Source organism: Microcoleus sp. K5-D4, from assembly GCF_036704575.1.
GTDB lineage: Bacteria > Cyanobacteriota > Cyanobacteriia > Cyanobacteriales > Microcoleaceae > Microcoleus.
The window spans coordinates 1-12,088 of the sequence record NZ_JAUBSD010000052.1; the positions used below are offsets into that span (position 1 = coordinate 1).

Genomic DNA, 12,088 nt, shown 5'->3' on the forward strand with positions numbered 1-12,088 from the left:
ATAGCTGGTATTTATAATTATGAACTTTCTTTGAAGACAAATTAGCCATCGCCTGAGACTTTCGCAAGAGGTCTAATTTTCTCCTTTCATTCCAGCTACTCGATGAACAGCAATAGCAGCAGCTACCCCGCCCTCTCAACTCCAAATAGCCTATAATCAAAGCATCCTGCCAAAATCGCTTTCAACATATTTCCTGTAAACATAATCACAACAGTCAAAATCAACAACAAGCAATTATGAGCGGTACTGTTACATCCCCCAACAACCTCAACCAGCAGCGGCCACTCTCCACGGCATCCGCTGACACTTCCAGTTCCCTGCTGGCCGACTTCATCCAAGAAACACTCGCCTTAACCAAGCGCCTGTTTATTCAATTGCAGCGCCGCCCCTCGACGCTAGTTGCAGGCATTATTCAGCCGCTGATGTGGTTGGTTTTGTTCGGAGCTCTGTTTGAAAATGCACCCGCCGGCTTGTTCGGCGAAAGCCAGAATTACGGACAATTTCTCGGCGCTGGCGTGATCGTTTTTACTGCATTTGCCGGGGCGCTGAATGCTGGTTTGCCGATTATGTTCGATCGCGAGTTCGGATTTCTCAACCGCTTGTTAGTCGCGCCGTTGGCTTCCCGATTTTCGATCGTCCTAGCTTCGGCTATTTTTATCGTCACCCTCAGCTTTATCCAAACCGGCACAATCGTTACAGCGGGGGCGTTTTTGGGCGCGGGATTCCCCGGAATTGCCGGACTGGGGGCGATCGCCCTGATTGTCCTACTATTAGTTTTGGGCGTCACCGGCTTGAGTCTGGGTTTAGCCTTCGCTCTTCCCGGCCACGTAGAATTAATTGCGGTAATTTTTGTTACTAACTTGCCGCTGTTATTTGCCAGCACAGCCCTCGCGCCGCTGTCATTTATGCCAGAGTGGCTGCAAGTTGTGGTGACTCTCAATCCTCTGAGTTACGCGATCGAACCCATCCGCTATTTGTACCTGCACAGCGATTGGTCGCTAGCAAGTGTCGTGATGCACGCTCCTTGGGGTAATGTCACCTTTGGAGGAGCGCTGTTAGTATTGCTGGCGTTTGATTTGGTGGCGCTGCTGAGCATTCAACCGCTGCTGAGACGCCGGTTTGCTTAGGGCGATCGCGGCAAATCTGCGGGCGATCGTTTCACCTGCACCGTCAATTCTAGGACACGGCAATGCCCTGGATCGTGTCAACTTAACTTCAAACCTACTCAGAGACTGCTGTTTGGCGATCAGAGATCAGATCCCCCCTAACCCCCCTTAAAAAGGGGGGGACAAGAAGTGGTCAAAGTCCCCCTTCTTAAGGGGGATTTAGGGGGATCTGATCTCTGATCAAAGCGAGATTTTTCAATGCTTCCAGGCTGGTTGTGGAAACGAGGAAGAGCAATGCCGTGCCCTTAGGCCCAGCGAAGTAATATAATATTTATTCGCAAGTCAGAATATTGTTTAGATAGAATTGTTTTTTTGAAAGTTCAACTAATAAATTATGAACACCAAAACTTCCAAATCCGGTAAATTGATGATGGGGATTGCTGCAAGCGCGATCGCATCCTGTGCTCTGTTATCGCCTCAAGCAAGCTTCGCTCAAGCCAGCGGTTTAAATAATGCCCAACCGCTGCAAGACTTTCAAACTCAAGACAATACCGACCCATTTTCCGGCCGCAGCAGCGGCAGCGGAATATTTGATTTAATTCACAGATCCAACTTGGGAGGCGGCCGCAGCATGGAAGAATTTAATAGCGAACAGCGCCAAAATTTGAACGATGCGGCCGCAGAATTTCGCAACAAACAGCGCCTACTACTGGAAAAGCAAGCTGTACCTTCAGAAGGGGCGATCGCACCAGCAGAAATTACCGCCCCCGTCCCTTAAATTGACAAGTTTTGTTGGCAGTAAGGACTTTTTTAGGTTCGTAGTTGCGCTTCAGCGCCGGCCGACGCTAAAGCGCAACTACAAACCTTTTTTCAATTTGCTACTTGCGTGAGTTATAACATCATTTCGCCCTTAATCGCGTTCCAACCACGCGCGCATTTTACCCGGATTAAGCAAACCGTAAGGATCGACCAACTCTTTAAACTGCAACTGTTCCACATTAATACTTTTCATCCCTCCATCTTCCAATATATAAGTGTGAGGATTAGCAATCAGTGCGCCTTGCTCTTCGTGATAGCGAATAATTTCATTGAGCCGTGATTCCGTAGTGTAGCGAACTATTTGCAAAGCCGCGGCGATCGCCCTGCCATTCATCCGCAAAAACTCCAAGTGCATCATCACCTCATCCCCATAATAATTGTACAGTTCCTCAATCAATTTCAAACCTTTATCTGGGGGAAAAAGCGTCTGTAAATAAGTCAGAGACGGGTCAGCGCTGCGAGCGTGCAGAGTGGTATGATTCCAAGTAAATTCAGCAATTGCTGCACCTTTGCTCGCTGCTTGCGCGTTTTTTTGATAGCAAATTGTGCCGCCATATTCGCGCACCAAATCTTGCAGCGGTTCCAGACAAGATTCAGCTACCATTAACAAAGCGCAGTGCTTACCTTCAGGAATCTCCTCGCGGAAAGCAGCAAAATAAGCAGGAATCGGCCAAGCACAAACACAAATTAGTTTTTTGATAATTCCGTCAGCATCGCCCAAAGCTTGACCGAAGTTTGCCGCTGTCATAAAATCGTCAAAAGCGACAATGATTTCCGCCCAAGCATAAGCAGGGGCGAGGGGAATTTCTAACTCAGTAATAATCCCATTTGTGCCGTAAGCGTGATTGACTTTTTGCACTTCATCGCCGCGCAATTCGATGACGCGGGGCTCGTCTTCCATTGTAACGACTCGAACCGCATGAAGATTTCCCCGATCGCGCAATTGCCCGTAAGTTATCGAACCAATTCCCCCGCTACCGCCGCCGATAAATCCCCCAATCGTTGCGGTGCGATAGGTTGAAGGAACCATCCGCAATTCCCAACCAGTTTCTCGCGCTTGTTTGTCGAAAACCGACATTTTCACCCCCGGTTCTACGCAAGCTAAACCCGGTTTTATCCAGCGGATACTGTGCATTTTGGTGGTATCTAAAATGACGCCGCCCTTGAGGGGAATGCACTGCCCGTAATTGCCCGTTCCTGCACCTCTTACAGTTAGCGAAATTTTGGATTTGACGCAGGCTGCGGCAATCCGCAAAACTTCGGCTTCGCTGGCGGGACGAACTACTAAATCTCCTGTTTTATCACTTAAGAGAGGTTGCAAAACTGGACTGAAGTGATAATAGTCTTGAGACAGCTTGACAACTTGCGCGCGATCGCTAATTATTTCAATTCCCGATAGTTCCGAAGAAAAAGCATCCCAGTCAATACTTTGAATCGCATTTGCAGTCATTTTGTTTACTCCATACTCGCAGTATTATATATTTTCTCAAACATAACTTAGTAACATAAAATACTAACAGCAATGTTTCTGTAAGCAGTAAGGTGCTTATGCGCGCACCCTACATATAGAAGTTCTGCCTCTAGGACTACTTTTTTCAATTAACAAATCCCCCAAACACCGCCATCCCGTAGTATTTCCAAGGAACTCCAACAGTCTCAAATCCAGATGAACCCAGCATTTCCAACTGTGCCGAAAGTGTAGCTAGGCGATCGGGATTAGAATAACCGTAAGAGACACTCGTCCCCACATTTGCGCGAATTTGTGCTAACGTTTCCCCCTGATTTAGCGCCCAATCTTCTCGCACCGCTTGATAAATATCTTTCATTGCTGCTGATTCTGCTAAAAGAGGATCGGCATTCCAAAAACAGCCACCAGCATTTAAACTTTCGCGAATGCGTTGAAACAATTTCAACTTCATCTCATCCTCAAGATGATGAATTGCCAGAGATGAAATGCAAGCATTGAATTTATCGCCCAAGCCAGAGAAATTTGGATTGTTTGCCCATTCTCCAAAATCCATTTCTATGCCAGTCCACCGGGCTGCGTATCCTGCCGACTCTATTTTGACGCGGGCAAAATCAAGCATTCGCGACGAGTAATCGACAGCAACTATTTCCGCAGATGGGTAGCGTTTGAGAACTTTTACAGTGAGTTCCCCGGTACCGCAGCCGAGTTCTAAAATGCGGTGGTTTGTGTTAGCAATGCAGCCTGCTAATACATCCAGCATTTCGTCATACTTAGGTAAAAGTCGCCGAATGCCAGTATCAAAATCAGCAGTATTGACGAAAACTTCTCCCGGAAAAATTTCGTTGTTAGTAGGTGAGACAGTAGAGTCAGAATTCACGATCGCCAACCATAGACTACAATTGCTATCCTAACCGAAATAGAACAAAAAATGCGTGAACTAGGGACACGGTAGTGCCGTGTCCTTACTCGATCATCTGTACTTCACTCAACAGAAAACCACTATCAAGTTATGCGTATTCTTACGGATAAGCGAAACACTCGCGGTAAACCATAATTAACCCTCGGTTGCACTCAAAGAGTCTTGCTTTACCCCGGAGGCCAGCAAAACACTCTGAACAAGCAGTGTTATGTTAGTAGTGCATAAATTCCAATCAAGATTAAACCTCTCGCTTGAGGATACCATGCGCCAGTTGATTTCTAGAATTCGGGCTGCCATCAGCCAATTAATTTACAAGCGAATTCTGCTTGCGGTAACAATTTTATTTTGTGTAGGTGTAGGAGTAGCGATGGCAAATATGTCTCGTCTTTCCTCAACCCTAATTGAATCGCAAGCCCTCCAAAATGCCACCCTCTATGCCCAAGCTGTTAAAGAAGCCCGCACCCTTTATAGTACGGATGTTGTCAATCCTCTCAACACTGCTAAAGCGATTAACTTTACCCACGACTACAACCCGACAAAAGTAGCAATTCCCGTACCGGCCACCTTCTTAATAGAACTGGGCAACCAGATTACCAACAAAAATCCCGAAGTATTACTTCGAGTCTACAGCGAGTACCCGTTTCCCTGGCGGCGAAAAGAAGGCGGAGTCCGAGACAACTTTGAACGGCAAGCTATTACCTATTTGACCAAAAATCCGAAAGAAAAATTTTTCAGAAGTGAAAATTTTCGCGGGAAGCCAGCGTTTCGATATGCCGAGGCCGATATTCTAACTCCTAGCTGCGTTAACTGTCACAATACTCACCGTGACAGTCCTAAAAATGATTGGAAAGTGGGAGATGTACGGGGGATATTAGAAATTATTCAACCTCTCGATACCATCACTAAAACTACTCAAAGTGAACTTAGGGGCCTGTTTTTACTGTTAGCAGGACTTTCAATTTTAGGCATCACAGGATTGACTTTATCGATCAGCAGGTTGCGCCAAAATGCTAAACAATTAGAACAGCGCGTCAGGGAACGCACGGCACAATTGCAAGAAACTAATGTAGAATTGCTGAAAGAACAGGAAAAGAGCGATCGCCTGCTGCTCAATATTTTACCCGAATCCATTGCTGCCAAGCTCAAAGACGGTCAAAGCAGTATTGCTGACGGCTTCGCAGAAGTCACGATTTTGTTTGCAGATATCGTGGGCTTTACGGTGCTTTCATCACAAATATCTCCCGAAGAATTGCTCAAGTTTCTCAACGAAATTTTTTCAGCCTTCGATGGTTTAACGGAAAAGTACGGCTTGGAAAAAATCAAAACAATTGGAGATGCTTACATGGTAGTGGGAGGTTTGCCCAATCCCAGCAGCAACCACGCGGAAAGCATGGCGGAAATGGCTTTAGATATGCAGGAGGAATTAGCAAAATTTAATGCCAAACATCATACAGGAATTAACATTCGCATCGGCATCAATACCGGGCCTGCAATTGCGGGGGTTATTGGCACTAAAAAATTTATTTACGACCTCTGGGGCGATGCCGTCAATACAGCAGCCCGCATGGAATCCCACGGGATTGCCGGCGCGATTCAAGTCACACAATCAACTTACGATATCTTGCAAAATAAGTATCTGTTTGAAGACAGAGGAATTATCCACATCAAAGGTAAGGGCGATATGAATACTTATCTGCTTGCAGGCAGGCTAGTCAGCGCAGTTTCGGTTTAATTTGTTTATTATATTATTAAGGGGTATGCTACTTAGTCCGAAGTCATCAGTCATTCGTTGTTAGTCGTCAGCCAAGAACTAACAGTTAATAACTGCTGGCTGTTGACTACTGACAATTACAGGAATTACACAGGAGATTTGAGAACCCGGTTTCTGCGCGGTTGCTTCGTTGACAAACCAAAAATTTATTACGAGAAACCGGGTTTATTTTTCTATGTCCTACATTAGCCATTTGCAAAATAGTAAGTTTTATGTTATTGCGGATTTTATCATTTTTGAAATTTTTCAAATCTCGCTTGTCTAGGCAAATAGCTTTGTGGGTATTTGCTAGCATTCTTGTCATAGAGGGAATTATTTTAGTTCCCTCTTATTTTCGGCGAGAAAATGAACTTTTAAGTCAATTGGAACAGGTATCTCGCGCGACTGTTGATTCCCTAGAGTTTGTGCTTCAACAAGATATTTCCGATCGCACTTTTTTGCAAGAAGAAGTAAAAAATATTACTAAAGATTCTCAAGTAGTGTTAGGACTATCTATTTACCAAGCTAACGGTGAGCTAATATATACACTTGGCGAACCGCCAGAAATCAGTTTAAAGCAACTAAAAAAAGCTCGTATAGTTCACAGTCACAAGTTTGATGGCAAGCGCTATGATATTGCTTGGACGGAGCGACATTTTGGAGGCGATTACATCTTAATTGTTCGCCACGATGCTTCCACCGTTCAACCGGAACTCTACGCATTTATCGGGCGGATTGCCGTTCTAGTCATCATTATATCAGCCTTTGTCACTTCTGTTACTATGTTTTTTTTAGGGGTGACAGTAATTTCACCTCTTTTGAGATTGCGCGATGACTTGATCGCTGCCGGAGATGCTTTGAGCAAAGATCGAGAACAACCTGATTTCTACTCTCTGTCTGTCAAACGGGATGACGAGTTAGGAGAACTCATGGTCGCATTTAATCAAATGTTTCACCGAGTTTACAAGGAAATTGCACAGCGGAAACAAGCGGAGGAAGTATTGCGCGCCGAACAAGAAAAGTCGGAACGTTTATTACTAAATATATTACCAGTAATGATTGCCGATCGCCTAAAACAAGGTCAGATAAATATTGCGGATGGATTTGCCGAGGTTACGGTTTTGTTTGCTGATATTGTGGGCTTTACCGAAATATCTTCGCGCACGTCTCCTGAAGAATTAGTAGAATTACTTAACAAAATATTTTCATCTTTCGATAGGTTGAGCGAACAATACGGCTTAGAAAAAATTAAGACGATAGGCGACAATTATATGGTAGCAGGCGGTTTGCCGCTTCCCTGTACAAATCACGCCGAATCTATTGCCGAAATGGCGCTGGAAATGCAGGAAGAAATTATGAAATTCCGCGACGAATGCGGTAAACCTCTCAATATCCGCATTGGCATTAATACTGGGCCTGTTGTAGCAGGTGTCATCGGCACTAAAAAGTTTATTTACGATTTGTGGGGAGATGCTGTGAATACAGCAAGCCGCATGGAGTCTCAGGGACTGCCTGGTAAAATTCAAGTTAGCAAATCAACTTATGAGTTGCTATGCGATAAGTATTTGTTGGAAAAGCGCGGTAAAATTAATGTTAAAGGCAAAGGATCTATGACGACTTATTTGCTCAAAGGCAGAAAATTGTAACTGACAATTTTAACCATCGGCCGCGAATACGTGGTATGGGGGCTGACGTTTCCAGGCAGCCCCCATCGACACCAACCTAGATTTTTTTGAACGAAACGCGAAGACGCTAAGGACACGAAGGAAGAGGAGAAGAAAGAATCAAAAATAAAACGTTTATAATTGAGTTAAAGTTGCTATATTAAAAGACGACTTAATATTAGTTTGATTGGTACAAATGACTGCGAATCAGGAACATAATTCTTCAACTTCACCGATTTGGCAGCCCTTCACGCAAATGAAAACGGCTGGCCCGCCGCTGAAGGTAATTCGCGGCAAAGGATCGGTGCTGGAATTAGCAGACGGGCGGCAAATTCTCGACTGCATTTCTAGTTGGTGGGTGACTGTTCACGGGCACAGCCATCCGGTTCTCGCTGAGGCTCTTTACGAACAAGCCCACAAGTTAGAACACGTAATCTTTGCGGGATTTACTCACGAACCTGCCCAGAAACTTGCTAATAAATTGCTAACTCATACGCCTGCTTCTTTAACGCGGATTTTCTTTTCTGATAACGGCTCGACTGCTGTTGAAGTGGCTTTGAAAATGGCATTTCAATATTGGCGCAATCTCGGAGAAACTAACCGCACTAGCTTTATTAGTTTTGAGGGAGGTTATCACGGCGATACTGTGGGCGCAATGTCTGCTGGCAGAAGTTCGCTGTGGTGGGAATCTTTTGCACCTTTAATGTTTGCTGGGGATGTTGTTCCTTTTCCGGCGACTTTTGACGGCGATGAGGAGGTGGAAAGCAAGGAGGTGGCGAGTTTAGAGAAGTTGGAGTTTTTGTTAAAGCAGGGCGGCTATGCGGGAATTTTTATCGAACCTTTGGTGCAAGGTGCCGGGGGAATGCGAATGTGCCGCCCTGAGTTTTTGCAGGATCTCGCACAACTTGCCCGCCAGTTTAATGTATTGTTGATTTACGATGAAGTAATGACTGGTTTTGGCCGCACGGGCGAACTGTTTGCCTCTGTTAAATCTGCAACTTCACCGGATATCCTGTGTTTGTCTAAAGGATTGTCTGGCGGCTGTTTGCCACTTGCTGTCACAATGGCATCGGAGGATATTTATCAAGCTTTCTGGCGAGATGAATCGGACAAAGCTTTTTTTCACGGTCATTCTTACACCGGAAATCCCTTAGCTTGTGCGGTGAGTGTAGCATCCTTGGAGCTTTTGGAGCAAAACCCAAATGTGTATCAAGGGATGGAAAAATTGCACCGCAAATATCTGAATCAATGGCTGAGAAATCATCCTAAACTCGAACGGATTCGGACTTGTGGCACCATCGCAGCAATGGATGTGAAAACCGAAAGCGTTTCCGGTTATTTTAATGACATCGCTCCTGTATTGAAAGCCAAATTTCTCGAAGCGGGGTTTTTGCTCCGCCCCTTGGGAAATACGCTTTACTTGATGCCTCCCTACTGCATTTCTCCTGATGAACTTGAATCGATTTATCGGATAATTCGTCAGGTTTTGGATACTCTGTAACCCCTTTAATTTTAGTAATGAATTTACCCAATTGGAACGATTTGGCTGACGACGCGCTGGCGGGCAAATGTATCTCTCGCGAGCAATCTTTAGCCGTATTGCGCGCACCGGATGAGGTTTTGCTGGAACAACTAAATGCAGCTTATCGGGTGCGCCGCCACTACTGGGGAAACCGAGTCAGGCTGCACTATTTGTTAAACGCTCAAAGTGGTCTTTGTCCTGAAGATTGCCATTATTGTTCTCAGTCAAAAATTTCGACTGCGGAAATTGAGAAATATCCGCTTTTAGCTAAGGAGAAAATTCTGGATGCGGCCCAACGCGCAGCAGATTTAAAAGCTGGTACGTTTTGTTTGGTGATTTCGGGCCGCCAACCCAGCGCATCTACTTTCGATCGCGTTTTGGATGCTGTCGAGACGGTGAAGGCAAATCATAACCTGAAAATCTGCGCTTGTTTGGGATTGTTGAGCGAGGAACAAACTCATCGGTTGGCTAAAGCTGGAGTCGATCGCGTAAATCACAATCTCAATACTTCCGAATCATATCACTCGGACATTTGCACGACTCACACTTTTGGCGATCGGGTGGAAACCGTCGAACACGTAAAAGCAGCGGGAATCACAACTTGTTCCGGCGGAATTTTGGGGATGGGCGAATCGGATGATGATGCGATCGATTTAGCGCTTTCGCTTCGCAAGTTGGGCGTTACTAGCGTGCCGGTTAATTTTTTCATTCCGATTCCCGGGACGCCATTTGCAGATGTGAACAGGTTAACTCCCCGCCAATGTTTGCGAATTCTCTGTTTGTTCCGATTTTTGCTTCCCAGTCAAGAAATTCGGATTGCTGGGGGACGAGAAGTACATTTGCGATCGCTGCAACCTCTCGGACTCTACCCCGCTAATTCTATCTTTGTTGGCGATTATCTGACAACTCCCGGACAAGCTGCCCATCAAGATTGGGACATGATTCGAGATGCGGGATTTGCGATCGAATCCCCCGAAGGTTCTCTCTTAGAAGTTGATTCAGCAGTTACCAAATCCGAACAAAAAACCCTGGTTGTTTAACTCTTATAGCAGTTTTCAATCGGATCAAATAGAGTAGGACACGGCAGTGCCCAAAGCGTGTCAACTTAACGTCAAACTTAGTACCATCCTGCTGTTTGACTATTAGGGTTCGATCCCCCCTAGCCCCCCTTAAGAAGGGGGGGACAAGAGTTTGATCAAAGTCCCCCTTCTTAAGGGGGATTTAGGGGGATCTAGACTAGGGTAAAACCGATATTTATCAAGGGTTTTAGCCTTAAGTAGACACCAATGGGCTTTTGGAGTGTCCCTACGGTTTACCTTCTAAAATCTCAAATCTCAAATCTCAAATCTCAAATAATACAAGAGGGGGAAATTGTGGACAAACGCGAAGAAATTACGATCGCAGAATACCAGCTAACTGCCGAATCTTTCCGAGAAGGAACTTGGCATCACGACGTATCCCAAAATCGCGAGGCACTGACCGCTGCTATGCCCCGCAATCCCGGTAAAATTCTCGATATAGGATGCGGGCCAGGACGAGATTTAGTAGCGTTCAAGAGCCAAGGACACACAGTTGTCGGCTTAGATGCAACTCCAGCTTTTGTAGAAATAGCTAAGAAGTTATCGGGATGCGAAGTTTGGCAGCAATCTTTTCTGAATCTCGACTTGCCAAAGACAGAATTTGACGGTATTTTTGCCAATGCTTCCCTGATTCACGTTCCCAGCGACGAGATGGTGAAAGTGCTGCAAGAGTTGCACAAAGCCTTAGTTGTTAACGGTGCAATTGTCATGTCAATGTGCCGGGGAAATTGGGAGGGATACGACGAGAGACCAACGGGAAAACGCTATACTGCCGGATGGGAATATCATACTTTAGCGCCTTGTTTAGAACAAGCGGGATTTGCAATTGTCAATCACTACTATCGCCCCCCCGGCTTACCCCGCGAAGCTCAATCTTGGGTAGTAATAGTGGGCAGAAAAATCTAGCGTAAATTGGAAATTGGGAATAGGTAATTACGAATCATTCCTCTCTCTTCCTCTGCGCCCTCTGCGCCCTCTGCGGTTAAATAAAAAAACTCATTCACCAATTGACCGAAGATTGTAGTATAATTATCCACAGTCAAATAAACCACTTTCTGCACCAATTAAATCCTACTTAATATGACAGAGAAATCCCACATTTTTTTAGCGGGTGCTAGTCGAGGAGTCGGCTTAGAAATCGCGAAATGTCTGATAGCACAAAATATGCAAGTAACTGCACTTTTGCGATCGCCCGCAACCAGCATCGAATTAGAAGCAATGGGCATCAAAGTCGTCACTGGCGATGCTTTGGATGCTGCCGCTATGGAAGCGGCGATGGCTGGCGGTGAGCCAATTCATGCCGTAATAAGCACAATTGGCGGCTTGCCAAAAGATGGAGAAAGATCCGATTACTTGGGCAACAAAAACTTGATTGATGCGGCTGTCAAAGCAGGTGTGCAAAAATTTATTTTAGTTTCATCCATCGGTAGCGGTAACAGTGCCGCTGCTTTGCAACCGCAAGTTTTGGAAACTTTGGGCCCGGTCTTAATTGAGAAAGAAAAAGCCGAAAATCATTTGATAGAAAGCGGGATGATTTATACAGTGATTCGTCCGGGCGGACTAAAATCGGAACCTGCCACAGGCAACGGAATTTTAACAGAAGATTGTCGAGTTGCTGGAACTATTCACCGGGCGGATGTAGCGCAGCTAGTTTGTCAGTGTTTAGTTTCTGATGCTGCTAACAATAAAGTTTTGTCGGCGGTAGATAGGCAAATGCTTTACGGCAATCCAGAATTTGAGGTATTAAATCTTTAGGGGCGG

Annotated in this window: 10 protein-coding genes; 8 read left to right on the forward strand and 2 right to left on the reverse strand. The window is 45.4% G+C overall.

The window, feature by feature from the left end:
• The first annotated feature begins 236 nt into the window (after positions 1–236).
• Positions 237–1,127, forward strand: coding sequence for an ABC transporter permease (locus QUA77_RS17020; protein WP_333451373.1), 891 nt, complete (start codon positions 237–239; stop codon positions 1,125–1,127).
• Positions 1,128–1,500: 373 nt separating this feature from the next.
• Entirely contained in the window at positions 1,501–1,884 is a 384-nt protein-coding gene (locus QUA77_RS17025) for a hypothetical protein (protein ID WP_333451375.1), read from the forward strand.
• A 132-nt stretch (positions 1,885–2,016) separates the two neighbouring features.
• On the opposite strand, the gene QUA77_RS17030 is transcribed toward QUA77_RS17025, so the two are convergent.
• Positions 2,017–3,375 carry an FAD-binding oxidoreductase gene (locus QUA77_RS17030; RefSeq protein WP_333451376.1) on the reverse strand — a complete coding sequence of 453 codons (1,359 nt, stop codon included), beginning with the start codon at positions 3,373–3,375 and terminating at the stop codon, positions 2,017–2,019.
• A gap of 145 nt (positions 3,376–3,520) precedes the next feature.
• Entirely contained in the window at positions 3,521–4,270 is a 750-nt protein-coding gene (locus QUA77_RS17035) for a class I SAM-dependent methyltransferase (protein WP_333451378.1), read from the reverse strand.
• A gap of 304 nt (positions 4,271–4,574) precedes the next feature.
• Between QUA77_RS17035 and QUA77_RS17040 the strand changes: the two genes are divergently transcribed.
• The 6 genes from QUA77_RS17040 to QUA77_RS17065 all read left to right on the forward strand — a co-directional run bounded on the left by QUA77_RS17040 (position 4,575) and on the right by QUA77_RS17065 (position 12,082).
• Complete coding sequence (locus QUA77_RS17040) at positions 4,575–6,044, forward strand: adenylate/guanylate cyclase domain-containing protein (protein ID WP_333451380.1); 1,470 nt, start codon at positions 4,575–4,577, stop codon at positions 6,042–6,044.
• 251 nt (positions 6,045–6,295) lie between these two features.
• Positions 6,296–7,708, forward strand: coding sequence for an adenylate/guanylate cyclase domain-containing protein (locus QUA77_RS17045; protein ID WP_333451382.1), 1,413 nt, complete (start codon positions 6,296–6,298; stop codon positions 7,706–7,708).
• Positions 7,709–7,922: 214 nt separating this feature from the next.
• The gene (bioA, locus tag QUA77_RS17050) at positions 7,923–9,227 is read left to right on the forward strand and encodes an adenosylmethionine--8-amino-7-oxononanoate transaminase (RefSeq protein WP_333451384.1); all 1,305 of its coding nucleotides are present in this window, start codon (positions 7,923–7,925) and stop codon (positions 9,225–9,227) included.
• A 17-nt stretch (positions 9,228–9,244) separates the two neighbouring features.
• Complete coding sequence (gene bioB, locus QUA77_RS17055; RefSeq protein WP_333039399.1) at positions 9,245–10,288, forward strand: biotin synthase BioB; 1,044 nt, start codon at positions 9,245–9,247, stop codon at positions 10,286–10,288.
• 333 nt (positions 10,289–10,621) lie between these two features.
• Positions 10,622–11,233, forward strand: coding sequence for a class I SAM-dependent methyltransferase (locus tag QUA77_RS17060; protein ID WP_333039397.1), 612 nt, complete (start codon positions 10,622–10,624; stop codon positions 11,231–11,233).
• Positions 11,234–11,407: 174 nt separating this feature from the next.
• A complete protein-coding gene (locus QUA77_RS17065; protein ID WP_333451386.1) occupies positions 11,408–12,082 on the forward strand; it encodes an SDR family oxidoreductase in 675 nt (224 codons plus the stop codon).
• Positions 12,083–12,088: the final 6 nt, after the last annotated feature.

What these genes read in the sequence shown, in the direction of transcription:
- QUA77_RS17020 (WP_333451373.1), top strand. Translation starts at nt 237, where the DNA reads ATGAGCGGTACTGTTACATCCCCCAACAACCTCAACCAGCAGCGGCCA.
- QUA77_RS17025 (WP_333451375.1), top strand. Translation starts at nt 1,501, where the DNA reads ATGAACACCAAAACTTCCAAATCCGGTAAATTGATGATGGGGATTGCT.
- QUA77_RS17030 (WP_333451376.1), bottom strand. Translation starts at nt 3,375, where the DNA reads ATGACTGCAAATGCGATTCAAAGTATTGACTGGGATGCTTTTTCTTCG.
- QUA77_RS17040 (WP_333451380.1), top strand. Translation starts at nt 4,575, where the DNA reads ATGCGCCAGTTGATTTCTAGAATTCGGGCTGCCATCAGCCAATTAATT.
- QUA77_RS17045 (WP_333451382.1), top strand. Translation starts at nt 6,296, where the DNA reads ATGTTATTGCGGATTTTATCATTTTTGAAATTTTTCAAATCTCGCTTG.
- bioA (WP_333451384.1), top strand. Translation starts at nt 7,923, where the DNA reads ATGACTGCGAATCAGGAACATAATTCTTCAACTTCACCGATTTGGCAG.
- bioB (WP_333039399.1), top strand. Translation starts at nt 9,245, where the DNA reads ATGAATTTACCCAATTGGAACGATTTGGCTGACGACGCGCTGGCGGGC.
- QUA77_RS17065 (WP_333451386.1), top strand. Translation starts at nt 11,408, where the DNA reads ATGACAGAGAAATCCCACATTTTTTTAGCGGGTGCTAGTCGAGGAGTC.